This is a genomic window from Bacillus sp. FSL M8-0077, from assembly GCF_038050255.1.
In the GTDB taxonomy this organism is placed as follows: Bacteria; Bacillota; Bacilli; order Bacillales; family Bacillaceae; genus Bacillus; species Bacillus altitudinis.
The window spans coordinates 2,795,363-2,821,773 of the sequence record NZ_JBBPAF010000001.1 but is presented as its reverse complement, the minus strand read 5'-3'; the positions used below and the strand labels follow the sequence as shown (position 1 = coordinate 2,821,773).

27 protein-coding genes are annotated in these 26,411 nt (G+C 42.3%); 20 read left to right on the top strand and 7 right to left on the bottom strand.

What is annotated here, in order from left to right; genetic code table 11:
- Positions 1 to 80: 80 nt before the first annotated feature.
- Positions 81 to 1,010, bottom strand: a complete 930-nt coding sequence (gene cysK / locus NST57_RS14590; RefSeq protein WP_445818795.1) for a cysteine synthase A — start codon at positions 1,008 to 1,010, stop codon at positions 81 to 83.
- A 69-nt stretch (positions 1,011 to 1,079) separates the two neighbouring features.
- Here cysK and thpR point away from each other — a divergent pair, with 69 nt between their 5' ends.
- The 4 genes from thpR to NST57_RS14570 all read left to right on the top strand — a co-directional run bounded on the left by thpR (position 1,080) and on the right by NST57_RS14570 (position 4,677).
- Positions 1,080 to 1,655, top strand: a complete 576-nt coding sequence (gene thpR / locus NST57_RS14585) for an RNA 2',3'-cyclic phosphodiesterase (protein ID WP_341298759.1) — start codon at positions 1,080 to 1,082, stop codon at positions 1,653 to 1,655.
- Between the two features lie 24 nt (positions 1,656 to 1,679).
- A complete protein-coding gene (locus NST57_RS14580) occupies positions 1,680 to 2,615 on the top strand; it encodes a hypothetical protein (RefSeq protein WP_142155772.1) in 936 nt (311 codons plus the stop codon).
- 47 nt (positions 2,616 to 2,662) lie between these two features.
- On the top strand, positions 2,663 to 3,592 hold the full coding sequence (locus NST57_RS14575) for a YegS/Rv2252/BmrU family lipid kinase (RefSeq protein WP_007501831.1): 930 nt from the start codon (positions 2,663 to 2,665) through the stop codon (positions 3,590 to 3,592).
- Positions 3,593 to 3,876: 284 nt separating this feature from the next.
- Positions 3,877 to 4,677, top strand: a complete 801-nt coding sequence (locus NST57_RS14570) for a phosphotransferase family protein (RefSeq protein WP_025207816.1) — start codon at positions 3,877 to 3,879, stop codon at positions 4,675 to 4,677.
- Here the strand turns inward: NST57_RS14570 and NST57_RS14565 are convergent.
- Positions 4,674 to 4,949, bottom strand: a complete 276-nt coding sequence (locus tag NST57_RS14565) for a YtzH-like family protein (RefSeq protein ID WP_024719286.1) — start codon at positions 4,947 to 4,949, stop codon at positions 4,674 to 4,676. The two genes, NST57_RS14570 and NST57_RS14565, sit on opposite strands and share 4 nt — an antisense overlap.
- A 189-nt stretch (positions 4,950 to 5,138) precedes the next feature.
- On the opposite strand from NST57_RS14565, the gene trmB reads away from it, so the two are divergent.
- The 3 genes from trmB (at position 5,139) to NST57_RS14550 (ending at position 8,516) form a co-directional block, all read left to right on the top strand.
- Entirely contained in the window at positions 5,139 to 5,780 is a 642-nt protein-coding gene (gene trmB / locus NST57_RS14560; protein WP_142155769.1) for a tRNA (guanosine(46)-N7)-methyltransferase TrmB, read from the top strand.
- 116 nt (positions 5,781 to 5,896) lie between these two features.
- On the top strand, positions 5,897 to 6,745 hold the full coding sequence (locus NST57_RS14555; protein WP_142155768.1) for a YtnP family quorum-quenching lactonase: 849 nt from the start codon (positions 5,897 to 5,899) through the stop codon (positions 6,743 to 6,745).
- Between the two features lie 73 nt (positions 6,746 to 6,818).
- Complete coding sequence (locus NST57_RS14550) at positions 6,819 to 8,516, top strand: oxaloacetate-decarboxylating malate dehydrogenase (RefSeq protein ID WP_142155767.1); 1,698 nt, start codon at positions 6,819 to 6,821, stop codon at positions 8,514 to 8,516.
- A 40-nt stretch (positions 8,517 to 8,556) separates the two neighbouring features.
- Here NST57_RS14550 and NST57_RS14545 read toward each other — a convergent pair whose 3' ends face one another.
- Entirely contained in the window at positions 8,557 to 8,871 is a 315-nt protein-coding gene (locus NST57_RS14545; RefSeq protein WP_142155766.1) for a PepSY domain-containing protein, read from the bottom strand.
- 199 nt (positions 8,872 to 9,070) lie between these two features.
- Here NST57_RS14545 and NST57_RS14540 point away from each other — a divergent pair, with 199 nt between their 5' ends.
- Positions 9,071 to 10,144, top strand: coding sequence for a M42 family metallopeptidase (locus NST57_RS14540; RefSeq protein WP_017358321.1), 1,074 nt, complete (start codon positions 9,071 to 9,073; stop codon positions 10,142 to 10,144).
- Between the two features lie 43 nt (positions 10,145 to 10,187).
- On the opposite strand, the gene NST57_RS14535 is transcribed toward NST57_RS14540, so the two are convergent.
- Entirely contained in the window at positions 10,188 to 10,634 is a 447-nt protein-coding gene (locus tag NST57_RS14535) for a YtoQ family protein (protein WP_142155764.1), read from the bottom strand.
- Positions 10,635 to 10,834: 200 nt separating this feature from the next.
- On the opposite strand from NST57_RS14535, the gene NST57_RS14530 reads away from it, so the two are divergent.
- The 12 genes from NST57_RS14530 to ccpA all read left to right on the top strand — a co-directional run bounded on the left by NST57_RS14530 (position 10,835) and on the right by ccpA (position 23,751).
- The gene (locus NST57_RS14530; protein ID WP_019743715.1) at positions 10,835 to 11,863 is read left to right on the top strand and encodes a PTS transporter subunit IIC; all 1,029 of its coding nucleotides are present in this window, start codon (positions 10,835 to 10,837) and stop codon (positions 11,861 to 11,863) included.
- Positions 11,850 to 12,170, top strand: a complete 321-nt coding sequence (locus tag NST57_RS14525) for a thioredoxin family protein (protein ID WP_003217665.1) — start codon at positions 11,850 to 11,852, stop codon at positions 12,168 to 12,170. Before NST57_RS14530 ends, NST57_RS14525 begins: the two co-directional genes overlap by 14 nt.
- 18 nt (positions 12,171 to 12,188) lie before the next feature.
- Positions 12,189 to 13,001 (top strand): DUF1444 domain-containing protein, encoded by an 813-nt coding sequence (locus tag NST57_RS14520; protein ID WP_341298758.1) that lies wholly within the window; start codon positions 12,189 to 12,191, stop codon positions 12,999 to 13,001.
- Between the two features lie 16 nt (positions 13,002 to 13,017).
- Positions 13,018 to 13,623, top strand: coding sequence for a YtpR family tRNA-binding protein (gene ytpR / locus NST57_RS14515; RefSeq protein WP_142155761.1), 606 nt, complete (start codon positions 13,018 to 13,020; stop codon positions 13,621 to 13,623).
- A gap of 196 nt (positions 13,624 to 13,819) precedes the next feature.
- The gene (locus NST57_RS14510; RefSeq protein ID WP_341298757.1) at positions 13,820 to 16,630 is read left to right on the top strand and encodes a DNA translocase FtsK; all 2,811 of its coding nucleotides are present in this window, start codon (positions 13,820 to 13,822) and stop codon (positions 16,628 to 16,630) included.
- Between the two features lie 302 nt (positions 16,631 to 16,932).
- The gene (gene murC / locus NST57_RS14505; RefSeq protein WP_341298756.1) at positions 16,933 to 18,231 is read left to right on the top strand and encodes a UDP-N-acetylmuramate--L-alanine ligase; all 1,299 of its coding nucleotides are present in this window, start codon (positions 16,933 to 16,935) and stop codon (positions 18,229 to 18,231) included.
- A 223-nt stretch (positions 18,232 to 18,454) separates the two neighbouring features.
- On the top strand, positions 18,455 to 18,871 hold the full coding sequence (locus NST57_RS14500) for a DUF948 domain-containing protein (RefSeq protein WP_017367864.1): 417 nt from the start codon (positions 18,455 to 18,457) through the stop codon (positions 18,869 to 18,871).
- A 29-nt stretch (positions 18,872 to 18,900) separates the two neighbouring features.
- The gene (locus NST57_RS14495; protein ID WP_341298755.1) at positions 18,901 to 19,371 is read left to right on the top strand and encodes a YtxH domain-containing protein; all 471 of its coding nucleotides are present in this window, start codon (positions 18,901 to 18,903) and stop codon (positions 19,369 to 19,371) included.
- A gap of 30 nt (positions 19,372 to 19,401) precedes the next feature.
- Positions 19,402 to 19,725, top strand: a complete 324-nt coding sequence (ytxJ, locus tag NST57_RS14490) for a bacillithiol system redox-active protein YtxJ (protein ID WP_341298754.1) — start codon at positions 19,402 to 19,404, stop codon at positions 19,723 to 19,725.
- Positions 19,726 to 19,937: 212 nt separating this feature from the next.
- Positions 19,938 to 21,014 carry a bifunctional 3-deoxy-7-phosphoheptulonate synthase/chorismate mutase gene (locus tag NST57_RS14485; RefSeq protein ID WP_017358315.1) on the top strand — a complete coding sequence of 359 codons (1,077 nt, stop codon included), beginning with the start codon at positions 19,938 to 19,940 and terminating at the stop codon, positions 21,012 to 21,014.
- A 121-nt stretch (positions 21,015 to 21,135) separates the two neighbouring features.
- Positions 21,136 to 22,286, top strand: a protein-coding gene (locus tag NST57_RS14480) for an IS3 family transposase (protein ID WP_142155484.1) whose coding sequence is annotated in 2 segments (ribosomal slippage) — positions 21,136 to 21,406 and positions 21,406 to 22,286 — 1,152 coding nt in all. Because the reading frame shifts where the segments join, the coding sequence is not laid out codon by codon here.
- Between the two features lie 463 nt (positions 22,287 to 22,749).
- A complete protein-coding gene (ccpA, locus tag NST57_RS14475; RefSeq protein ID WP_017358314.1) occupies positions 22,750 to 23,751 on the top strand; it encodes a catabolite control protein A in 1,002 nt (333 codons plus the stop codon).
- Positions 23,752 to 23,793: 42 nt separating this feature from the next.
- Here the strand turns inward: ccpA and NST57_RS14470 are convergent, their stop codons facing one another.
- From NST57_RS14470 to NST57_RS14460, 3 genes are read right to left on the bottom strand one after another with little or no spacing between them, the layout of a single operon-like run.
- The gene (locus tag NST57_RS14470; RefSeq protein WP_142155758.1) at positions 23,794 to 24,954 is read right to left on the bottom strand and encodes an acetoin utilization protein AcuC; all 1,161 of its coding nucleotides are present in this window, start codon (positions 24,952 to 24,954) and stop codon (positions 23,794 to 23,796) included.
- Positions 24,951 to 25,592 carry a CBS and ACT domain-containing protein gene (locus tag NST57_RS14465; RefSeq protein ID WP_341298753.1) on the bottom strand — a complete coding sequence of 214 codons (642 nt, stop codon included), beginning with the start codon at positions 25,590 to 25,592 and terminating at the stop codon, positions 24,951 to 24,953. Before NST57_RS14465 ends, NST57_RS14470 begins: the two co-directional genes overlap by 4 nt.
- A 38-nt stretch (positions 25,593 to 25,630) precedes the next feature.
- Positions 25,631 to 26,263 (bottom strand): GNAT family N-acetyltransferase, encoded by a 633-nt coding sequence (locus tag NST57_RS14460; protein WP_272511799.1) that lies wholly within the window; start codon positions 26,261 to 26,263, stop codon positions 25,631 to 25,633.
- Positions 26,264 to 26,411 lie beyond the last annotated feature (148 nt).

Here is a 26,411-nt window from a genome sequence, read left to right as displayed (position 1 = left end):
CGGTGTATTTAAAACTACAAAAAAACTGTCGAGGTTTTCTCGACAGCCTGAGGAACAGGAGCATATGCCCTGTTCCTTTTTTAATCTTGAAACACATCACTTGATAAATAACGTTCACCCGTGTCTGCTGTCATACAAATGACAATGTGATCCTTTGGCATTTGCTTGGCTGCTTCAATGGCTGCATAGCATGCTGCGCCAGATGATGGACCGACTAAAATACCTTCAAGACGAGCGAGCTTTCGAGTGATGTCGTAAGCATCTTCATCACTCACTTGCACAATCTCATCATACACCTGTTCGTTTAAAATGTGTGGGATAAATCCTGGACTTGTGCCAACAAGTTTATGTTTGCCAGGTTTCCCGCCCGATAAAACAGGAGATCCTTTTGGCTCTGCCACACGTATCGTCAACTCTGGGAATGCTTTCTTTAGTTCCTCTCCAGTGCCTGTAATAGTTCCGCCCGTTCCAGCTGTTGCGACAAAAGCGGCAAGCGGCTGCCCAATCTGTTGCACTGCATCGATAATTTCTACAGCCGTTGTCCCTCTATGAGCATCGGGATTCGCACCGTTGTCAAATTGCATGGGAATAAAGCTGTTAGGAATTTGAGCAGCTAATTCTTCTGCCTTACGAATACAGCCTGGCATTTTTTCCTCCCCTGGTGTTAAGACGACCTGTGCGCCGTATGCCTTTAAAATATTGATTCTTTCTTGGGTCATCGTATCAGGCATGATCAGAATGGCTTTGTAGCCTCTTGCTGCAGCGTTCATCGCTAAGCCAATTCCTGTATTCCCGCTCGTTGGTTCAATAATCGTTGCCCCTTTTGTGAGCTTTCCGTGTTTTTCTGCCTCAATGATCATATTGTAAGCAGCCCGATCTTTTACACTTCCGCTAGGATTAAATGATTCCAGTTTTAAATAAACAGCAGCGCCATGATCTGGCTGAAGGCGCTGTAATTTTACAAGTGGTGTATCGCCTATTAATTCAGCTATATTTTGTGCAACCTTCATCATGTGACACCCTTTCTTCTCATTCCGCATTACTTTAGTTATACTATCATCAATGGGGATTCGTAAAGTTTGTTAAAAAGGACAGGTGAAGATATGACCGGAAGTCGTCATTATTTTATCGGGATTCCAATCCCTGAACAACTTGCGCATCAAATAAAAGAGGATATAGACAAGAGGAGCGGACTGTCCTTCCAAAAATGGACAGCACCCATTGATTATCATGTCACCCTTGTGTTTTTAGGTGCGATTCCAGAGGACCGCTTAAATAAGATATCTGAGCTGCTTGCACAGCTCTCTCATGAGGTGTCTGCTTTCCCGATGAAGCTGAATGAAGTAGGGATATTTGGTCAAAAGGAGCGGCCGAGAGTCTTTTTTGCAAAGCCTAATGAAAGTAAGCCTTTGATGGATCTAAGAGAAAAAGTGAAAACAGCCGTTTTGACAGCAGGTCACCCTGTCGAAAAGAGACCCTTTCATCCACATATGACGATCGCGCGCAAATGGGATAGAGATCAGTCCTATATAGAACAAGCGCCCTTACGGAAAGAGCCATATTCGATGGAGGTTTCTAGTATCGCTTTATTTGAAATTCGTCTAAAAGAAACCCCGCGTTATCACGCGATCAAACAATTTACACTACATAAATGATTCTAGAGGTTGGAGTGAGAGCAGATGGCGCAAATTATTAAAATTCAAGATTATATATCACGATATGAACAAGACCCGCATCATTACATCAATCAGTTTATTCGATTGAAAAAACAAAGATGGGACGAGTTAAAAAAGGCTTCCAAAGAGCAGGTGCAAAAGCAGGCTGATCAAGCCACCGAGCAAGCACCTGAACAAGAGGAAGAAAAGAGAAAGAAATTCTCTTTAAAGAGAAAGCAAAAAGAAGCCGATATGAAAAAGGAACGGGACCTAAGTCTTTTTAACGAGCCAACAGATATAGAACAAGGTGTTTTTACAAACGTTCCTACCGATGAAACGAAGCTGGTTCACTTTTTTAAAGATCATCTTTACGATGTTCAGTTAAAATGGGCCAGCTCGACGATCTCTCATATTTCAACTGTCTCCCATCACATTCGATATGATGAAAAGCTGCGGATGCTTGCAAGGCAGCTGCCAGATTCTTATTTTGTGATGTACAAGCCGGTGCTGCTCATTCAAAAAGCTGAGATGGAGTTGTGTCCAGTGCTCATTACACCGCTTGAAGTCATCTGCTTATCCTTCTTAGAGGCAGAGCCAGACAGCGTATATATTGGATCGAAGGAACGTTTTTGGGAAAAGCGGGCGACGGGAAAAGCTGTTCAATCCGTTTTAAACCCTTGTGCAAGCCTTCTGCGCTCTGGAACCGTTGTGTCAAAAATTTTACAGCAAAGTGGTGTAGAGCTTCCTGTGAAAAAAATCCTCATCAGCCGCACCTCATATATTGATTTGCCCGAAGTTCCATTCGGGATGGAGGTTGTCGATAAGAAGAAAGCGGAGGATTGGTTTGACAAGCAGCGGAAAAACACGGCGCCGACAAAGCACCAGCAATTCAAAGCGACAAAGGCATTGCTCGCTTATGGTGAATCAGACAGCAAAAGAAGGCAGGAATGGCTCGATTAAAGGCATATCAAGGTCACCAAAAAATGAGACCTGAGTGGAGCTAATATATGAATGAATGGTACTTTATCGTCAATCCAGCAGCAGGACAAGGAAAAGGACTCCGCACTTGGAGAAGCATAGAGAAAGAATTACAAAAGGTAGAGATCTCCTACAGATCGTTTCTTACCCAGCATGAAGGACATGCCGAAGTTTTGGCAAGACAGATTAGCGCTATGCAAGACGACAGATTGAAACGGTTGATCGTCATTGGTGGTGACGGCACTTTTCATGAAGTACTGAATGGTTTGAAAGAAATTGATCATGTGCAGCTAAGCTTTGTCCCAGCAGGTCATTGGAATGATGCTGCGAAGGGACTGGGCATCCAGCGCCATGATGTGATCAAAGAAGTGAGAAAACAAAAGAGGATGCTGACGAAAACATTTTCTCTCGGCTCCTTTCAAGATCATGCAGAAAGTCCGCAATCTGTTCTTTTTCTCAATCATATTGGTGTTGGTTTTGATGCGCATGTCTTGAAGAGAACGGTACATTTTAGAGGGAAAAAGTGGCTCAACCGACTCAAACTCGGGTTTATCATCTACCCGCTGTCTTTTCTACATTCGTTATGGTCATTCAAACCGTTTGACCTTGCTCTTTTTATTGAAAATGAGAGAAAAGTTTTTCGCCAAGTGTGGTTTGTGATCGTATGTAATCACCCATATTATGGAGGCGGGCTGGAAGCAGCGCCCGAAGCGAGTGCGAGGCAATCAGGATTTCAAACGATCGTTGTCACGGATTTGAATCCATTGAAAGTTCTCTTATTTTTAAGTGCAATGGTTTTTAAAAAGCACCTTGTAATGGAGGGAGTCACCCTTTTTCAGCATGAAGAAGCCTACTTGGAGGCAGATGAAAAAATCCTATTTCACGCCGATGGAGAAGTGATTGGCGCCACTCCAGTGTTTGTTAAGGCTAGTGAGCGATCGTTAAAATTACGAGGCTAAGAAGCAGCCAGTGTGCGCACGAGCAAAAGAAACATGAAAAAAGACTTCCTTTTTCATAAGGTTCTTGTCCTGTTTTTCTAGTTTTGCTTGACGAGTATAAGAAGGTAGCGATAAAATCTATAGGACGGCTATTGTTTAGCATCTCATTCTCAATAGCTGTCCTTTTTGTTTTTATGATCATATAAATAAAAAATAAACAGCCAATTGATCTCAATCGGCTGAATTTTGTCGACTAAAAAAGCATGATTTAAAATATTTTAAGAAATGATGGGTTGAAAATTGATATGAACTGGTTGGGACAAATATTAGGTAGCGAATGGCACATCTCTCCTGCTGGAGGCGCTACGGGAGATGCGTACTTCGCAACACACAATGACCAAAAGCTATTTTTAAAACGCAATACGTCACCGTTTCTTGCGGTTTTGTCAGCTGAAGGCATTGTGCCGAAGCTTGTCTGGACAAAACGGATGGAAAATGGGGATGTCATTACTGCGCAGCACTGGCTGAGCGGCAGAGAGCTGAAACCAAAGGACATGAATGACCGTCCTGTAGCGGAGCAGCTAAGAAAAATTCATACATCAAAAGAGCTGCTCGATATGCTGAAACGATTAGAAAAGCACTCGCTTGACCCGGCATCGATCTTGATGCATCTCAAGGCATCGATCTTAAAAGAGCAGATTGACTCACATGATATCACGCGCGCCATCCAGTATTTAGAGAAACATGTGGAGGCAGTTCATTTCGAGGATAAGGTCGTATGCCATTGTGACCTCAACCATAATAATTGGCTGCTGACAGATGAAAACCAGCTCTATTTAATTGATTGGGACGGGGCAATGATTGCAGATCCAGCGATTGATCTTGGACCGCTCTTATACCATTATGTTGAAGAAGAGAACTGGGAAAGCTGGCTCTCTATGTATGGTGCTCCGCTGACCGACAACTTGCGAAAACGCATGGCATGGTATGTGCTGGCTGAAACCGTCTCGTTTGTCGTTTGGCATAAAAGAAAAGGAAATGAAAAGGCGCAAAAAGAAGTGCAAGCCGAGCTACATGCACTCTTAAAACGGTTAAACATCCATTAAGACAGTGGAATGTTCTCGACCCAGTCAGATAGATGCGATTGATGCGCTTCGATATGTGCATCAATTGAACTTACAGAAGTGCCTTTTTGGCTGTAATCATAAATATCTGTTAGTAGCTGACGAACGTCAGCATCCAAATCTTCTTTTGCCAGCATTAATTGAATCACGCGTCCCACCTGTTCATATTCTGCAACAGTCCCGCAGCAATCCAGCTGGTGATCAGTTAAAATATCTTTGATTAATTGAAGCTGATGTTGGCGGTTTAATCCCATACGTATGCTCCTTTCAAGGCGTGTCATTTATGTGGTTAAACTGTGCATTCAGCTTTGATTTTATACATGAAGCAGACCAGCCCAAATAGCAGCTGGTCTTTTTCATATGTGCGGATAAGATGCTGTCTTGCGGCTCTTTATGTTTCATGGTATCTTGATAAAATGTAAAGAAAATAGAGGTGTATCAAATTGAGAATGCGACATAAACCGTGGGCGGATGATTACTTAGCTGAAAATGCTCATATTGCTTTAGCCAACCCTGAACGATACAAAGGGAAATGGCATGAGCTGTTTGGAAATGATCATCCAATCCATATCGAAGTCGGTACAGGAAAAGGGAGCTTTATTGCCGGAATGGGCAAGCTTCATCCTGAGATGAACTATATCGGCATTGAATTATTTAAAAGTGTCATTGTGACGGCAGTCGATAAAATCAAAGAAACAGATGTAGAAAACGTAAAGCTTCTAAACATCAACGCAGAGACACTGACAGATGTCTTTGCGGAAAATGAGATTGATCGGGTGTATTTAAACTTCTCTGATCCGTGGCCAAAATCAAGGCATGAAAAACGGAGGTTGACATTTAAAGCCTTTTTAAAGCGATATGAACAGATCCTCCGTCCAGGCGGTGAATTACATTTCAAAACGGATAACCGCGGACTATTTGAATATTCCTTGAAAAGTTTTTCGTCTTATGGACTCCTTTTAACGTATGTGAGCCTTGATTTACATGAGGATGGTCTCGAAGGAAATGTCATGACAGAGTATGAAGAGAAATTCTCTTCGATGGGGCAACCGATCTATCGGTCAGAAGTGAAATTCCCAGAATAATAAGCGAACCAGGCTGGCTGCAACGAACGATTGCGGTCAGCTTTTTTTCATGAAAAGATTAGTACATGCGATTTTTCTTTGTATTTGCTACGATAGAAAAAGGAGGGATGACAGCAATGGAGACAATAAAAATAGGTGAAATGGAACTGTTCTGGTTAAATGGGGGAGATACACACATGGATGGCGGTGCCATGTTTGGCGTGGTGCCAAAGCCATTATGGTCAAAAAAATACCCTGTGAATGATCGAAATCAAATTGAATTACGGTGTGATCCAATGCTCATACGGTGGAACGGTCTTCATCTGTTAGTAGATTCCGGCATCGGGTCAGGGAAGCTGACAGAGAAACAAAAACGCAATTATGGCGTCACAGAGGAAACGAAAATAGAAGAATCACTTGAGGCTCTCGGTTTGCGCCCATCTGATATAGATTACGTCTTAATGACTCATTTGCATTTTGATCATGCAAGCGGGCTGACAAAACGTGAAGGCGATGAGCTCGTGTCTGTTTTTCAGCAGGCAAAAATCATCACGTCCAAAATTGAATGGGACGAAATGAGAGCGCCGAACATCCGCTCAAGAAATACATATTGGAAAGAAAACTGGGAGCCTGTTGCCGATCAAGTCATGACATTTGAAGATAGCATCGAAGTAATAGAAGGCATTTGCCTGCATCATACAGGCGGACATAGCGATGGGCATAGCATCTTATCGCTCACAAGTCAGGGAGAAACGGCCATTCATTTAGCGGATATCATGCCGACACACGCTCATAAAAACCCGCTATGGGTCTTGGCATACGACGATTATCCAATGACCTCGATCCCAGCGAAGCAAAAATGGCAGGCATTCGCTGAAGAAAACAATGCATGGTACTTGTTTTATCATGATGCCATCTACCGTGCTGTAAAGTGGGATGAAGACGGGGCAATGACCCATGAGGTCAAAAGAGAAACCGGAAGATAAAAGATCATCTGTATGTTTTTTCGCCTTTCACACAAAATAACGACAAAATGAACTTGTGAAAGGAAGAGTGCAGGTGAATCAATTTTATCGTGTACATGGTGATGTCATCGAGACACCGTTAAGAGGGATGGAAGTCATGTCTGTCCCTTATTTAAACAAAGGGGTCGCATTTACAAAGGAAGAGCGGGAAGAGCTTGGATTAAAGGGATTTCTGCCGCCGAAGGTGTTAACATTAGAAGATCAAGCAAAGCGTGCATATGAGCAGTTCAAAGCACAGCCAGACGCACTTGGGAAAAATGTCTATTTAACTGCGCTTCATGATAGAAATGAAGTGCTCTTTTATAAATTATTAAATGAGCATTTGGCAGAAATGCTACCGATTGTTTACACACCGACCGTAGGAACAGCGATTCAGCGTTACAGCCACGAGTATAGAAAGCCAAGAGGAATTTATTTATCCATTGATGACCTAGAAGGAATGGAAGACATTTTTGCATCTTACGGAGTGGATGAATCAATTGATCTCATTGTCGCAACAGATGCAGAAGGAATTTTAGGCATCGGTGACTGGGGTGTTGGTGGAATCGCCATTTCAGTCGGGAAACTGGCTGTTTATACAGCCGCAGCAGGTATTGATCCTAGCCGTGTGCTGGCAGTGGTACTTGATGCTGGGACCAATCAGGAAAGTCTTTTAAATGATCCGCTTTATGTAGGAAATCAGCACTCCCGCGTTCGAGGAGAGCGCTATGATCAGTTTATTGATCAATATGTTGAGCTTGCCCGTGCGACTTTTCCAAATGCACTTCTTCACTGGGAAGACTTCGGTACAAAAAATGCGCGCGCCATTTTGGAAAAATATAAGGACCGTATTTGTACGTTTAATGATGATATTCAAGGAACTGGAGCCGTCTCACTTGCTGCCGTTCTGGCTTGTGCAAAAGCATCGAAGGTTCCGCTGAAAGATCACCGAATCGTGATCTTTGGAGCAGGTACAGCAGGGGTTGGTATAGCAGAGCAAATTCGCGATGCCATCGTGCGAGATGGTGTCAAAGAAGAGGAATCATATGATCATTTCTGGTGTATTGATAAAACGGGATTGCTCACAGATGATTCACCCGACATTCAGCCATTCCAAAAGCCTTATGCAAGGCGTTCTGATGAAGTGAAGGATTATGCACGTAATGGTCCAAAGCATTCGATTGATTTGTTAGAGGTCGTGAAGCAGGCGAAACCGACGATTTTAATTGGTACCTCAACTGTAGGTGGGGCATTTACAGAGGAAATAGTGAAAGAAATGGCGTCACATGTAGAGCGGCCAGCGATTTTACCGATGTCTAACCCGACACCTCTTTCAGAGGCAAAGCCGGAAGATCTCATTGAGTGGACAGAAGGACGTGCGCTTGTCACAACGGGAAGTCCGTTTGATCCAGTTGAATATGGCGGCGTGACATATGAAATTGGGCAGGCAAATAATGCCCTCGTGTTTCCAGGGCTTGGTCTTGGAACAATTGTGTGTAAAGCCCGCCTCATGACAAACAGCATGTTTGTTGCGAGTGCTGAAGCGATTGCGAGCATGGTTAATGTCGGAAAACCGGGTGCTGCGATGCTTCCAAGTGTTGATCAGCTCCGAACGGTTTCAGCGACAGTGGCTGTCCGTGTGGCACAAGCAGCGATTGACGAAGGAATTGCGGAAGAAACCCCTGATGATCTCATTCAAGCTGTGCAAGACGCCATGTGGCACCCTGTATACAAAAAAATCAAAGCCATCTAAAAAAAGCTTCGCAAGGACTTGTCTTTGCGAAGCTTTCTTATTAAGCAACAGAATCAATGACATCAACGATCATGCCTGTTTTTGCATCAATCATGACTTCATACTGTTCAAGCTCGCCAAAGGCGGAGCGTGTAATGCCAGATTTGTACACATCAATCGTTTCACCATGTACGGTATACGGTTCTGGTACAGTATAAATCCAAGAGCCATCAATCGGGCCGCGCTGTTTAAAAGCAGATTTCACAATTTTTAACGCTTTTTCAGACGAGATATACGTCGGGAAAAAGACTTTCTTTGCAACAATTGCAGCGGCTACGCCTATACTCGCACCAATCAGAACATGTTTTAACTTCAACGTGCTGCACCTCCGTATTGCTGTTTTTTCCATTATACAAAACTTGTCCAGCGATGTTAAGAAATCCGAATACTTGAAAGCATATTCAAAATTTCTGGAGAGATACTTGGAAAACCGAAAGAATTCTTATAGTATAAAGTAAGTGTTATTTTTATAGGAATTTATATGGTCATTACATAGAAATGAGGGTAACTGTCAAATGAACGAAGAAACAATGTCGCTTTTCCGAAATTTAACAGAACTACAAGGGACTCCAGGTAATGAGCACCATGTGCGTGCTTTTATGAAAAAGGAACTTGAGAAATATTCCGATGAACTCATACAGGATCGTCTTGGCGGAGTGTTTGGTGTCCGCAAAGGCCCAGAGAACGCGCCGAAGATTATGGTGGCTGGTCATATGGATGAAGTCGGCTTTATGGTGTCATCCATTACGAAAAATGGAATGATTCGTTTTCAAACACTTGGCGGCTGGTGGAGTCAAGTGATGCTTGCGCAGCGTGTGGATGTTCATACGGATCACGGGCCAATTCCGGGCGTTGTATCGAGCACACCTCCTCACCTTCTGACACCAGAACAAAAAAGCAAACCAGTAAAACCGTCAGATATGCTGATTGATATTGGTGCAGACAGTGAAGAAGAAGCAAAAGAGCTTGGTGTTCGCCCAGGGCAGCAAATCGTTCCTGCAACGGTCTTTACCCCAATGGCCAATCCAAAAAAGATTTTAGCCAAAGCTTGGGATAACCGCTATGGGTGCGGACTTGCCATTGAATTATTGAAAGAATTAAAAGACGAAGCTCTTTCATGTCAGCTATATTCAGGCGCAACCGTCCAAGAGGAAGTAGGGCTCAGAGGGGCTGAGGTAGCTGCGAATATGATTCAGCCTGATCTGTTCTTTGCTCTAGATGCGAGTCCCGCAAATGATGTGACGGGAGACAAATCACAATTTGGCCAGCTTGGAAAAGGTGCACTTCTTCGTATTTATGATCGCACGATGATTACGCACCGAGGCATGAGAGAATTTGTCCTCGATACAGCCGAAACAAACAATATTCCATATCAATATTTCGTATCGCCAGGCGGTACGGATGCTGGACGTGTCCATATCTCAAATCAAGGTGTACCGTCTGCTGTTATTGGTGTATGTGCGCGTTACATTCATACAAGTCACTCTGTCTTGCATGTGGATGATTATGCAGCGGCAAAAGAATTAATTGTTCGTCTTGTGAAAAATTGCGATCAAAGCACGGTGGATTCGATTTATCAACAAGTGTAAACGATAAGAAAAAGGCTGCCTCATTAAGAGCACAGCCTTTTTCTTATTCCTGTTCAAACACGTATGACAACGCCTTAATTGCTTGATTCACTGTTTCGACAGTGATATTTGCTTTGTTTGATAGTTCCTTTAGGGGATGATGTAATTCTTTAGGACGAATCAAAATAAGGGGTTTTCCTTTGGCGATGGCAGAAGAAGCATCCATTGCCGTGTTCCACTGTTTATATTTCTCACCAAAGCGGGCGATGACAACGTCTGCCTTATTTAATAATAGTTCGGTGCGGAAATTGTTCAAATCAGAAGCCGCATCGTCTTTCAAGATGGCATTTGGCTGCCCGCCTAAAATATCTTCTCCGACGTTATCTGATCGGTCATGATTCTCCATTGGACCAACAAACGTCACTGGTAGTTTCAAAGACTGGCTTTTTTCCTTAATTTCATCGCGCCACTGGCTATGAATTTCTCCAGCTAAATAAACCGTTAATTGCATAACAATCTCCTCCTTGTGCACAAACTTAGTAAAGGTTTGCCCTGTTTCTTTTCATGTTACACAAGAAGTGCTTGATAAAGCAAAAAAAATATGATTATGATATTCATGGTAGAGACTATTTTTCATCGTAAGAAGACTACATATAATGGGAAGGACAGGCCTCTTCGTCTTTCCTATGAGAAAGCAGGAAGACGACGTTGATGACTTATTTAAAAAGAAAGGGTATTTCCCTTTCGCCAAAGGTGTATTTTATTGATGCACTCTCTTATATGGCTTTAGGTCTATTTGCTACATTAGTGGTAGGGCTGATTTTAAAAACAGCAGGCGGCCTGTTATCATTTCCTCTCATCGTGGAAATGGGAACGCTCGCTATGGGGCTGATGGGACCAGCAATTGGCGTAGCGGTTGCTTATCGCTTAAACGCATCTCCATTAATTATTTTCGCAAGTGTTGTTTCAGGTGCCGCTGGAGCAGAGCTTGGGGGACCTGCTGGAAGCTTCGTGGCTGCTCTCATTGGTGTGGAACTAGGCAAACTGATCAGTGGCGAGACAAGAATTGATATTATTTTAACGCCGCTTGTGACTATTATCACAGGTTTTCTCACCGCTGCTTTCATTGGCCCTGGGATTCAGGCGGTGATGACAGGGCTCGGCAGGCTGATCGTATGGGGGACTGACCAAAGTCCACTCATCATGGGCATGCTGGTTGCAACCATTGTTGGACTTGCTCTTAGTTCACCGATTTCAAGTGCTGCGCTTGCGCTGATGCTTGATTTAAGCGGTCTTGCTGCTGGTGCGGCAACGATTGGCTGCTGCGCGCAAATGGTCGGCTTTGCTGCTGCCGGATTTAGAGAAAATCGTTTTGGCGGTCTTGCTGCGGTAGGCATTGGAACATCAAAACTACAGCTGCCGAACATTGTGAAAAATCCGCTCATTCTCATTCCGCCGACGATTGCAGGACTGATTCTTGCGCCAATTGGTATTATTGGCTTTGGGATGGTCAATAATGCGGCAGGAGCGGGTATGGGAACGAGCGGTCTTGTCGGCCAGCTCATGACACTCACAGTCATGGGATTTCATCCATCCGTTTTCCTCGCAATTGCTCTTTTGCATATCGTTGGCCCGGCAGTGATTAGTTTGGTAGTATCAGAATGGATGAGAAAGAAAGGCTATATACAATTCGGAGATTTAAGTATACAAACTGGAGGAATCAAACATGAAAAAAATTGAATCAAACGAAGAATTACAAAAAGTGATTCAAGAAGACTTAACCGTATTACTATTTTCAGCTGACTGGTGCCCGGACTGCACATTTATTGAGCCGTTTTTGCCAGAGCTTGAAGCAAACTATCCAGAATTTGAATACTTCTATGTGGATAGAGATCAGTTCATCGATACTTGTGCAGAGTGGGAAATTTACGGAATTCCAAGCTTTTTAGTCTTTAAAAACGGACAAGAGATCAACCGTTTTGTCAGCAAAGATCGTAAGACAAAGGAAGAGATTGAAGCATTTTTAACAGATTCTCTTTCTAAATAACGAAAGGAGGGTCTTATCATGGCGAAAATGACATCAAGACAGCTTGCCAATCAATTGAAAAGCCGTCTGACGAACGACAGCTGGACCCACCAGTTTGACAGGGAAAAAGATACGCTTCGTGTGGAAGATAAACATACAGAAAAGGGTATCACGCTTGAGCTCCCACCGATTATTGCAAAGTGGGAAGTAAAGCCTGATGAAACACTGGATGAGATCGTTTATTATGTGAAAGAGGCGCTCAGCGCTATGAAAGGTGAAGCGCAGCACATCTCAGGTAAAGAGAAGCACATTTATCCGGTCATTCGTTCAACGTCCTTTCCAGAAACATCAAGTGATGAGATTCCGCTCGTTTTTGATGAGCATACAGCAGAGACAAGAATCTACTATGCACTTGACCTTGGAAGCACCTACAGATTAATTGACGAGAAGATGCTGCAAAAGGAAAACTGGACAAAAGAACGAATCAGAGAAACCGCAAGTTTTAACGTCCGTTCACTAAAGACTGTCGTGAAAATGGATGAAGTGGCGGGCAACCGTTTTTATTTCTTCCGTGCAAACGACGGGTACGATGCAAGCAGAATATTAAATGAATCGATTTTACAAGAATACGCGCAAAAAGTAGAGGGGCAAATGGCTATTTCCGTTCCCCATCAAGATGTGTTCATCATTGCAGATGTACGCAATGAATCAGGCTATGATATTTTAGGGCAAATGTCGATGAGCTTCTTCGCCAGCGGCACGGTTCCGATTACGGCCTTGTCATTTTTATATGACGAAGGCAAGCTTGAACCGATCTTTATTCTTGCAAAAAGCAGACCAAAACAGCAGTAGAAGGGAATTTTGAAGAATGAACGTTTTTTATAATGCAGAAGGTGTCGGCGACACACTCCTTATTTCATTGAAAGATGTCACAAGAGAAGAAGTAGGTCATGAAACGTTTGGAGACGTCGTAAGAATCTTCAATCAAGACACAAAAGAAACAACAGGTTTTAATATTTTCAATGCATCTACTTACATGAAAATTGAAGACAACGGATCTGTACCGCTTTCTGAAACACTTGTTCAAGATATCAATGAAATTTTGAACCGCAACGGTGTCAGTGAAACATTAACAGTTGATCTATCACCTAAGTTTGTGGTCGGTTATGTGAAGGAAAAAGAAAAACATCCAAATGCAGATAAACTGAACATTTGCCAAGTAGATGTTGGCGATGAAACCTTACAAATCGTGTGCGGTGCACCAAACGTTGATCAAGGTCAATATGTTGTGGTTGCAAAGGTCGGTGCTGTGATGCCGAGCGGTTTGGTGATCAAAGATGCTGAACTAAGAGGTGTTCCTTCAAGCGGAATGATTTGTTCTGCAAAAGAATTAGATCTTCCGAATGCGCCTGCTGAAAAAGGAATCCTTGTTCTAGAAGGAAGCCGCCAAGCTGGCGAACCATTTGAAGCGTAACCTCCCATAAACGGGTACAAATGAGCGAAGAATGTGTTATACCAAAAGTCACTAAGTACGTACTTAGTGACTTTTTTTCATCTACAGACAGCATGAACAGCAAAGCGTAGCACTTTTCTCGCTTTTCTGCATGAAAAAGCAATGGTATACTAAAAATCGCCCAAGAAAACGTAAGGGGAGTTAAAGTGAGTGATAAATGATGAGTTGGTTAGATAAATTTTTTAGTGTATTTTTAGGAGAAGAAAAAAAAGAAGAAAAAGCTGAGAGGCCTGAAACAGGTCCGATTGCACCAAAGCAGCCAGCTGTTGAACAGCATAAAGAATATAAAAAAGTTGAAGATACGAAAGTGTATTATGAATATCCAAAAGGCAATTTCCGCTTTCCTCTCGTTCCAGATGAACCTGCACGTGAGGCAACAAAGCAACAAGAAAGAAGGCGCACGCGGCCAAGTCAGCCAAAGGCAAAGCAGACGACCTATCAGCCAAAACAAACGGTGCAGCCTGATCTCAATAAAAAGCCTTTTAAACCAGAGCAAATTCCTTCACCCATCTATGGCTACCACCAGGATATGCGTCCAAAACATGCGGCAGCCAAAGAAGACACATCTTCTGTCAAAATGAAATCGGCAGAAGAAACGTCACAGCGTGTCACACTGTTATCAGAAGAAGCAGAGCGTGAACGGAATGTAAGACAGCAAATGAACATCCCGTCTATACGAAAAGAACAACGTATGGAAGACATGATGTCAGCCCAAACAGAAGAACAAGTAGAGAAGCAACCTGTCACGACGCCGCTTACTTTGCAAGAGGAACTCGCTTATCAAGATCACGTTCAATCAACGATGGAACGTTTATATGACGAGCCTTTCAGTGAGACAGAGGATCACGATCAAGCTTTGTCACAGACCGAAGACGATCCGGAAGCATTCTTACATATGGAGCAAGCTGAAACTTCTAAAGAGCTTCTAGAGATGGAGCAAGAACAGGCAGTCACCGTTGAACAAGAAGAGCCGATGATTCCGCTTGAAGATGATGCTGAGAAAAAAGAGAGCTTTACATTTGAAACAGCTGAAAGCGCATCACCAGCACTCGACATGGAGGTAGAAAGCCCAGTAGAAGAAACTGCGGTGCTGGAAGAGAAGAACATAGAGGCTATGGAGGAAAGAGCAGAGGCTGCATGGATAGAAGAAAGTCAAGCAGACGTGTCAGCGGTAGCATTTGAACAAGCAGAATCGGTGATTATACAGGATTCGCAAGATAATGATTCTCTGCCGAAAGAAGAGATGGTAGATGATGAAGTCATGCCAGTATCAGAAGGATTCGCTGAACCTGGACAAGCAGAGATCGCCACAGAGCAGTTTCAGGAAACACCTGAGGAAACGCCTAAAGTAAAACGAGTAGCACCGAATCATGAAGAACCAAAACAGGAAGAACCAAAACAGGAAGAACCAAAACAGGAAGAACCAAAACAGGAAGAACCAAAACCGTCTTCTCCACAGCCAAAGCGCTCAAACGGTCAAACCTCCACCGTTCCTTTTAACGTCATGATGTTAAAAAGTGATCAGCGCGTGCAAGGACAGAACAAAACGACAGATGCACAAGGGTATGTTTTTCCAAGTCTAGCCCTTCTAGACATTCCGCCAGCACAAAGGGAAGAGGATGGAACATGGGTGAAAGAACGGGCTGAACTGCTTAATGCCACACTGAAAAATTTCAATGTCAGAGCAAGTGTCGTTCATGTGACGCAAGGTCCTTCTGTTACAAGATTTGAAGTACATCCTGAACCAGGCGTGAAAGTGAACAAAATTACAAATCTGTCAGATGATATCAAACTCAGTTTGTCTGCAAAAGATATTCGCATTGAAGCGCCGATTCCTGGGAAGAACACGATTGGAATCGAAGTGCCGAACCTTCACAGTAAAATGGTTTTCTTGAGAGAAATGATCAGAAGCAGTGCCTTCAGAGACAATCTATCTCCATTAACGGCGGCACTCGGATTGGATATTTCCGGTCAGCCCGTTGTGGTTGATTTGCAAAAAATGCCACACGGCTTAATTGCCGGAGCAACAGGTTCAGGGAAAAGTGTCTGTATTAATACCATTCTTGTGAGCCTCATGTTTAAAGCCTCACCTGATGAAGTGAAAATGCTGTTAATCGACCCTAAAATGGTCGAACTGGCGCCGTATAATCACATTCCGCATCTTGTGAGCCCAGTTATTACTGATGCCAAGACAGCAACAGCTGCTTTGAAATGGGTAGTAGATGAAATGGAAAGACGCTATGAACTGTTTGCACACTCTGGTGTGAGAGAAATCAAACGATTTAACGAACTGGTGAAAGAAAAACAAATGGGTGAAAAACTGCCATATCTCGTCGTTGTCATTGATGAGCTGGCTGATTTAATGATGGTCGCACCAAATGAAGTCGAAGAAAGCATTTGCCGAATTGCCCAAAAAGCAAGAGCATGCGGTATTCACTTACTCATTGCGACGCAAAGACCTTCTGTTGATGTCATTACAGGCCTCATTAAAGCAAACATCCCAACAAGAATTGCATTCTCTGTTTCAAGCCAAGTGGATTCAAGAACCATTATTGATATGGCAGGTGCTGAAAAGCTTCTTGGAAAAGGAGACATGCTGTTCTTAGAAAATGGCTCTGGCAAACCGACAAGGCTGCAAGGGAACTTTGTATCAGATCGAGAGATTGATGAAGTGGTAGCGCATGTGAGAAAACAGCGCAAACCTGTGTTCCTTTTTGAACAGGAAGAATTGATGCTCCAAGGCTCTGCCATTACAGACGAAGATGAATTGTTTATGGACGCATGCAGATTCGCCATCGAGCAAAATAGTGCAAGTACATCCAGTTTGCAAAGAAGATTTAGAATTGGCTACAATCGAGCAGCAAGATTAATTGATATGATGGAACGTGAAGGAATGATCTCTGGGGCAAAAGGCAGTAAGCCAAGAGAGGTCCTCATGACACTGAGTGACTTAGAACAATTGATCTAAACAAACCACTTCATTTTTTTGATAAACATGGTATGATAGCACATAGGTGCAATTTTTGAATTGGACGCTTTTCGCATGCCTGTCTGAACGCTTTTTAACGAAAATGAGCGAAAGCAGGTGTTAGAAATGGGAAAGTTGTCGGATACTAATCATAGTTAATATTGATTAGAATAGGAAGATCGGAAAAAAATCTTTATTTGGAGCTGCGATTTGTGATCAGCTAGAGACAAAAATCACAAGTTGCAAATTGAAATGAGCGTCATATACTGTAAGTCAGATAGACGTTTGTTGGAGGTACAATTATGACTGTTTATCATTTTGTTGGAATAAAAGGGACAGGTATGAGTCCACTGGCCCAAATTCTTCATGATACTGGGTATACTGTCCAAGGATCGGATATCGAAAAACATATCTTTACACAGAAAGCATTAGAAGAACGAAATATTAAAATTCTTCCATTTGACCCAGATAATATTCAGCCAGGGATGACGGTCATTGCAGGAAATGCATTCCCAGATACACACCCTGAGATTGAGCGTGCTCTTTCTGAAGGGATTCCTGTCATTCGTTATCATAAATTTCTTGGAGAATACATGGATTCATTCACAAACGTTGCAATTACGGGTGCTCATGGTAAAACATCGACAACAGGTCTGCTTGCACATGTGATGCAAGCGGCAAAACCAACTTCTTACTTAATCGGTGATGGATCTGGAATGGGGAAAGAAAACAGCGAGTATTTTGTATTTGAAGCGTGCGAATATCGCAGACATTTCCTCAGCTACCATCCAGACTATGCGATCATGACCAATATTGATTTTGATCACCCTGATTATTTCACTGATATTAATGACGTGTTTGATGCGTTTCAAAACATGGCACTTCAAGTGAAAAAAGCCATCATCGCTTGCGGTGATGACGAGCATCTTCTCAAGATCCAAGCAAAAGTACCTGTTGTGTACTACGGATTCAATGAAGAAAATGATTTCCAAGCACGAAATGTTGTGAAAAACACAGAAGGCACGACATTTGATGTATTTGTACGTAATACGTTTTATGATACCTTCTACATTCCTGCATACGGAAACCACAATGTCCTTAACTCATTAGCGGTCATTGCATTATGCCACTATGAGGCCATTGATGTAGAGCTCATCAAAGGTGCTTTAACGACATTTGGTGGTGTGAAACGACGCTTTAATGAAAAAGTAGTCGGTGAACAAGTCTTAATTGACGACTATGCGCACCATCCGACTGAAATTGAAGTCACGATCGAAGCAGCCCGCCAGAAGTATCCAGACCGTGATATTGTAGCAGTCTTTCAGCCGCACACTTTCACTCGTACACAGCAATTTTTAAGTGAATTTGCGGACAGTCTGAAAAAAGCAGACTATGTATACCTCTGTGATATTTTCGGCTCAGCTCGTGAAAACATTGGGAAACTAAGCATTGAAGATTTGCGGGAAAAAATTCCGCAAGCCCAATTGATTGAAGAAGAAGAGACATCTGTGCTGAAAGTACATGAAAATGCGATCTTGGTCTTTATGGGAGCAGGAGATATTCAAAAGTATCTTCGTGCTTATGAGAAAGTCGCAGTATAATTGCCTGTCAAAAAGTGCCGATTCAATCGGTGCTTTTTTATTTTGAATAAAATGTGACAAAGGGGCTAAATGTGACAAGATGTGCCGCTTTTTTTCGTTCGCTGTGGACAGGAATTGGCGAATAAGTGTAGAATTATTATTCAATCGGTCATTCTAGGCGATGTTTGAATGATACAACGAGAGGGTATTGAATTGAATATGCCCGCAGCAAAGGAGGTATCAGATGATTATTATTCTTTATTTAAGCGTTGCACTCATCGCAATCGCTTTCCTCATTCTTGTCATCTACTTGTCCAAAACATTGAAATCCTTACAGTTGACATTAAAGAATGTCGCATCAACTTTAGAAGGTCTTGAAGGACAGATGCAAGGCATCACCACAGAGACAGCACAGTTGCTACATAAGACCAATCAGCTTGCTGAAGACATTCAAGACAAATCGGCAAAACTTAACACAGTTGTGGATGCGGTGCAGGGAATTGGTGGCTCGATCAACCAATTTAATACAAGCATAAAGCAGGCAGCTGGTGCGGTTTCTTCATCCGTTGAACGAAATCAGGAGAAAGTCACGGATGTGGTAAGCTGGAGTAACGCAGCACTTGAAATCTATAAAAAATGGAAACAGCGTAAACAACAATAACCAACCATTTTCGCATAGGAGGAATAATCATGAGCAAAGACGGAATCAATAGCAAAGACTTTTTGATCGGAACACTTATCGGTGGCATTATCGGTGCAACAACGGCATTATTTTTAGCACCAAAGTCAGGGAAAGAGCTTCGCGATGATTTGAATACCCAAGCGAATGCCCTAAAAGAAAAAACAGATCGTCTCACAACAGATGCAAAGGAAAAAGGCACTGAATATGTGACGATTGCGAAAGACAAAACATCTGAATTGTCTCAGCTCGTAGCAGAGCAGTCAAACCAGATTTTAGACAAAGTAAAAGACATAAAAGATCGTACAGCTGGAAAAGCTAAACAAGTAAAAAGCGAAGCAGAAGATGCTGCAGCAAATATAGCAGATGAAGCTGCAGATGTAGCAGACGAAGCAAAAGTGAGAGCACAAGAAGCAAAATCAGACATTGAAGAAGGCATTAATGATGTCAAAGAAAAAGTAGAACAATCTACTAAAGGCTAACTCACTGTTTAAGTGTGGAAGGAGCACATCATGTCAAAACAACTCATTGAAACAGAAGAACAGTTTAATCAACTAACGAATCAAGACGGAACCTTTGTCTTTTTTAAGCACAGTTTGACATGTCCTATCAGCCAAGCGGCTTTTCAAGAGTTTGAAGCGTTTGCGTCAGAACACGAGGATGTTCCTGCTTATTTCTTGCAAATTCAAAACACAAGAGAGCTTTCATCCTATGTGACTGAAAAGTCAGGGATCAAGCACGAAAGCCCGCAGGCACTCATCTTTAGTGGTGGCAAAGTAAAGTGGCATGCTTCTCACTCAAGCATTACAAAAGAAGCGCTTGAACATAACATGTAGAAAAACGTCAGCGATTGCTGACGTTTTTTTATAAAAAAGGTTTACTTGCATCAAAAGTATGCTATAATCTTACACATAATACTTTATCGCTTAAAAGCGTTTGGGTAATAAAGAATTTTTTCGTGACAATTCCGAAATCTTTGTTTATAATAAACCCTATTATAAGAGATCAAAATAAAAAGCGAGAGCGGGCAGAGGAAAGGATGACAAAAATGAGCAACAATGAATTGGAACAATTGAGACAGCAAGCAGATGAACTAAATCTTCAAATCTTAAAACTGATCAATGAAAGAGGAAACATTGTAAAAGAAATTGGTAAGGCAAAAGAAGCGCAAGGTGTCAACCGTTATGACCCTGTCAGAGAGCGCACAATGCTTAATCAAATTCTTGAAGAAAATGATGGCCCATTTGAAAATTCAACGATTCAGCATATTTTCAAAGAAATTTTTAAAGCAGGTTTAGAGCTTCAAGAAGATGACCACAGCAAAGCACTTCTTGTTTCTCGTAAGAAAAAACCTGAAAATACAATTGTGAATATCAATGGGGAAGCAATCGGTGACGGAAAACAACGTTTCATCGTTGGACCATGTGCCGTTGAAAGCTACGAGCAAGTCGCAGAAGTTGCGGCAGCAGCGAAACAGCAAGGACTAAAACTTCTTCGTGGCGGTGCATTTAAGCCTCGCACAAGTCCATATGACTTCCAAGGACTTGGCGTAGACGGTCTAAAAATTCTAAAACGTGTAGCAGATGAATACGGTCTTGCTGTTATTAGTGAAATCGTGAACCCTGCTCATATTGAAGAAGCAATTGAGCATATCGATGTCATCCAAATTGGAGCACGTAACATGCAAAACTTCGAACTTTTAAAAGAAGCTGGATCTGTGAACAAACCAGTTCTTTTAAAACGCGGTCTAGCAGCAACAATTTCAGAATTCATCAATGCAGCTGAATACATCATCGCACAAGGAAATGACCAAATCATCCTTTGCGAGCGAGGCATCCGCACATACGAAACAGCCACAAGAAATACACTAGATATCTCGGCTGTGCCAATCTTGAAACAAGAGACACATTTACCAGTCTTTGTTGACGTGACACACTCAACAGGACGTAGAGATCTACTCCTTCCAACGGCTAAAGCAGCTCTTGCGATTGGAGCAGACGGTGTGATGGCAGAAGTGCATCCAGATCCATCTGTTGCCCTATCTGATTCAGCGCAGCAAATGGACATTCCACAATTCGAAAAATGGTTAGATGCGTTAAGACCACTTGTCAACATTCACGCGTAATCATAAATAGAAAAGCCGCCGGATGACAGGGGACTGACCCCATAAAGTGAGACAGATAAAAACACCTTTAAGTTGAAAATCGGGTATAGAATACCTGAAAACAATTTGGAGGTGTTTTTCTATGGGTTCAAGAGTTAGTTATCCATTTGAAGTGAAGATGAAGGCAATTGAAATGCGATTGGCGGGAGTACCAGTTAAAAAAGTGTTGGAGGAATTAAATATTCGGAATGTGACCCAACTTAAAACATGGATGAAATGGTATAAATCTGGAGACATTCATCGTTTAAGACAGCCGGTAGGCAAACAGTATTCATATGGTAAAGGACCTGAATATCAAGATGAGAACGAAAAGTTAAAAACAGAAAATCGTTTTCTAAAACAACAAATTGACCTATTAAAAAAGTACATGGAATGGGAAAGGAAGTGAAAAAAGAAGCGTTCGTGTCGATTTACGATACGGTAAAAGACACAGTAAGTGTAAGTACATTCTGTCAGATGTTTGAGGTCGCAAGATCAACATTTTATCGTTGGAAAAAACAAGATCTCCAGCCAAAACAGCAAGTGTTAATCGACCTCATATCGTCTCTTTGTGAGGCACACCAATATACGTATGGTTATCGTAAAATAACGGCTCTACTGCGAAAAGAAATGAAAATGAACCATAAGACCGTACAACGTATTATGCAAACCTACGGTTTACAGTGTCGTGTGAAAGTAAAAAAGCGTAAACAGACTGGTCAACCTTATTATATTGCAGAAAATCACTTAAAACAGGATTTTACTGCGACTAAGCCACTTGAAAAACTGGTGACAGATATAACGTATTTGCCATTTGGTCAAAAAATACTTTATCTATCTAGCATAAAAGATTTATATACAAGTGAGATTGTGGCTTATACGATTGGTGATAAACAGGATGTTTCGCTTGTTCTAGATACATTGAATCAGCTACAGGCACTGCCTAAAGGCTGCGTACTTCATAGTGATCAAGGTTCGGTCTACACTTCTTATGCTTATCAAAAGGAGATAAAGGAAAAAAGCATTACCATGAGCATGTCCCGTAAGGGAATGCCCGCTGATAATGCCCCCATCGAATCCTTCCACTCCAGTTTAAAATCAGAAGGATTCTATCTCCACCACCTGACAAACACTACAACAGCCATTGTAGAAAAAACAGTCAGGGAGTATATTGATTACTATAACAATATCCGAATTCAATTGAAATTAAACAACCAGTCACCAAAAGAGTTTCGGCAACTGGCTGTTTCATAAAGGTGTTTTGATCCCTGTCTCAAAAACGGGGGTCAGTCCCCAGCCCGGCGGTTTTTTCATGAAAAAATACGATAAGACTGGTAATGAAAGGAAGAAAACACATTGCAAGCTTAAAACACGCTTGTTCACAATGTTTTCATTTTTAAAATTTGATAGAATCTGCTAAGATCATTGTCATAGCTGACGTTCACGACGATTTTTGGTGAAATATGATTCAATTTACAGGTAACAAGCTCATTAAAGTTTGTTTAATTTAGTTATAAAAAGAAAGGGAACGTTTTCATATGATGAAAAAACGTGTATAATTTCATAAAAGAAGGTCATTTTGATGTAGATTGAAAAATTATGTGTCTCTTTTCATCGTTTTAATGACAAATAGGATATTATTTTCCTCGTATCTGACATGTCTCTATCCAATTGGTGAATGCTATAGATATGAAGTGTATTTGAAGGAGTGATTTATGTGAATAATGTTACAATATATGATGTAGCAAGAGAAGCAAACGTAAGTATGGCAACGGTATCACGCGTTGTTAATGGTAATCCAAACGTAAAACCAACGACAAGAAAAAAGGTGCTTGAAGCAATTGATCGTCTCGGCTACCGTCCGAACGCAGTCGCACGAGGCCTTGCAAGTAAAAAGACCACAACAGTTGGGGTCATCATCCCTGATATTTCAAGTATCTTCTATTCAGAGCTTGCACGAGGAATTGAAGATATTGCGACGATGTACAAGTACAACATTATTTTGAGCAACTCAGACCAAAATACTGATAAAGAACTTCATTTGTTAAACACAATGCTTGGCAAACAAGTAGATGGAATCGTTTTTATGGGCGGGAACATTACAGATGTGCATGTGGAAGAATTTAAGCGCTCTCCTGTACCAATTGTACTTGCAGCATCTGTTGAGGAGCAGGCACAAACACCATCAGTCAACATTAACTATGAACAAGCCATTTATGATTCCGTTCAGCTATTAGTTGAAAAAGGACATAAACGAATTGCATTTGTATCTGGACCAATGTCAGAACCAATTAACTCTATGAGAAAGCTTGCTGGTTATAAGCGTGCGCTTGAAGAAGCTGGTATCGTATTTGACGAAGCGCTTGTTGCTGAAGGAGACTACTCATATGACTCTGGTATTGAAGCGCTGGCTAATCTGCTTGAGCAATCTGACAAGCCGACGGCTGTGATTGCAGCTACTGACGAAATGGCGCTAGGTGTCATTCATGGAGCGCAGGACAGAGGCGTATCAATTCCTGAAGATTTAGAAGTGATTGGTTTTGATAACACAAGACTATCCCTCATGGTGCGCCCTCAATTGACAACAGTTGTTCAGCCGACTTACGATATTGGCGCTGTTGCGATGAGACTGCTGACAAAGCTCATGAACAAAGAACAAGTAGAAGATCAAATTGTTGAATTGCCACATAGAATCGAAGAAAGACAATCGACGAAATAAAAAAGAAAGCAGGCTCACTTGATCAGTGGACGCCTGCTTTTTTTATGCCTTTTTCTTTTCTCGTCGAACAGGCATGAGTGCTTTTTCTACCGTTTGTGCATTTTTTTCTGTAATTTCTGCTCTTCTTGGAATCGGTGGATATAGATCGTCAGGATCTAGCCATGTGGATGGAAGCGGAACAGGCGATTGTTTTTCCCATGCCTGAATCCATTCCTGAGGAAGTGCATCTGGTGGTGTGATGCCTTTCATCTCAAGCCAAATGCGGCTCCATGCTCTTGGGACGACACGCCAAATATCATAGCCGCCTCCGCCCACAGCGATCCATTTTCCATCACAATATTGATGCGCCAGCTCATGGGCAATTCTAGGAATTTCTTCATATATTTTCATGGTAGCAGATAAATGCGTCAAAGGGTCATAATAGTGGGCATCTGCTCCATTTTGCGTCAAAATGACATCTGGTTTAAAAAAAGCAGCAATCTCTGTCACTGCTGTTCGATAGGCTTCTAAAAATGATTCGTCTTCTGTAAATGCGTCAAGCGGGATATTATATGCATAGCCATAGCCTTTATCATGACCCCTTTCCTGTACTTGTCCAGTTCCAGGGAACAAATAGCGCCCTGTTTCATGAATGGAAACAGTACATACCTCTGGATCATCATAGAAGCTAAACTGGACACCATCGCCATGATGAGCATCCGTATCAATATATAAAATTCTAGCGCCATATGTCTTTTGAATATATTGAATGGCCACAGAGCTGTCATTATAAATACAAAAGCCAGAAGCACGCCCTTTAAATCCATGATGAAGCCCGCCGCCAAGATTGAGCGCATGCTGTGAATGTCCAAGCATCACTTGATCAACTGCTGTTAATGTCCCGCCAACAAGGAGAGAAGCTGCCTCGTGCATCCCCGCAAACATCGGGGTGTCCTCAGTGCCGAGACCATAACGTTCACCCTCTGCGGTGGACAGTTTTCCTTCACTTGCCCGCTGTACTGCTTGAATATAGTCTGCTGTATGGACGAGCTTCAACTCCTCCAGCGTCGCCATCCGAGGTGCGACAATCTCATCATCCGTTAACGCCTTCATTTTTTGAAGGAGATCATAAGTTAAGTAGACGCGAAGCTGATTGAAGGGATGATCTTGGTGAAACTGGTACGTTTGAAAAGATGGTGAAAAAACAAAGGTCGCTTCCTTCATTTGATCGTCTGCTCCATAGGCCATAGCACCTTATAGCCTTTTGCACGAATCAGCTTCGTCACATAATCAGCATGCATCGTTTGAAGGCGGAAGACGAGCACTTTAGAGGCTTCGTTGGCATGAGGGTACACGAGTACACTCAGCATTTGAATATGCTGCTCTTTTAAAATAGTCGTAATGTCTGCAAGCCCCTCTGTCACTTGCGCTACTTCAACCTCTAAATGTGATCCCGGCTGATCTGCACCAGTTAGTCTTACAAACGTACGTAGTAAATCTGTCTTTGTGATGATCCCTACAAGCTTACTGCGTCTCACAACGGGAAGACAGCCAATTCCGTGTTCAAAAAAGACACTCGAAATCTCCTCAACGAAATCAAGCGGATGAGCGGTAATCGTTTCTAGCACCATGATGTCTTCAACTGGCCGCTGAATAAAGAGCTGCCTTTTCTCTGTTTCAAAAATACTTGGACTGGCATTCTTAATATCCCGATCTGTCACCATCCCAATGACAGATCCCTGGTCAGATACGATGGGAATATGCCGAATGTGATGTGCACTCATTTTTTGAATGGCTTCTTCGATCGTATCGGTTTTGCGCAGCGTGATCACATCACGCTCCATAATTTGTTCAATCATCATGTTTACCAATCCCCTTTGCCAAAAAAACGAATTGAACGTTAATACATAAAGCGCTGATGGAAGCGAAGACGATCAAAACGCTCGATTGAATCTGGACTCACATGTTTACCGATCCGTGCCATTAAACAATTGGCTGGATGTGAGCTGATCTCTGGCTCATCTGTTGCAAACCAGACCAGACCGCCGGCGTTCATCATTTTCTCCATCATTTTGCGGTACTCCCACACGTTTTTCTTCGTCCCTTTTAAATCCCAATGCCAGTAATATTCGGTTGTAATGATGATGTAATTCTCCATTTGCTCATCCATCATGCTCACATCCAGTAAATGCTTGCCAAGTGAGCAGCCTCTGAATGGAGGAGCGACTTCAATGGCACCGAGCTCAATTAAATTGTCCATGTTGCCTTCTGACCAGCGTTCAAGCGGATCAGGGTACAAATACGTGACATAGCCTACGACAAGCTCATCCACCCTAGCAATGATAATACGTCCTTCAGGGAGATCTGCTATTTCAACAAGTGCTTGCTTTTGTTCTTCAGGCGTGCGAAATGCTGTTAGTCCTTCATGAAATGTATATTTCGCCAGCTCTGATGCAGGTACCGGGCCTTCAATTAGGATGGTGCCTGTTTCTCTCTCAATTGTTTTTGAATAATAAGTTTTAGGATGCTCCACGTATCCACCGCCTCAAATTCTAGTGAGTCGTCTCTATTTTATCTTAAATCTGACAATAATTAAAACGGTTTCATCATAAGTTTTTTAAAAATTGAGAAAAAAAGTCATCTATACTATAATGGTCATTGTAAACGTATGCAAAGGGGGA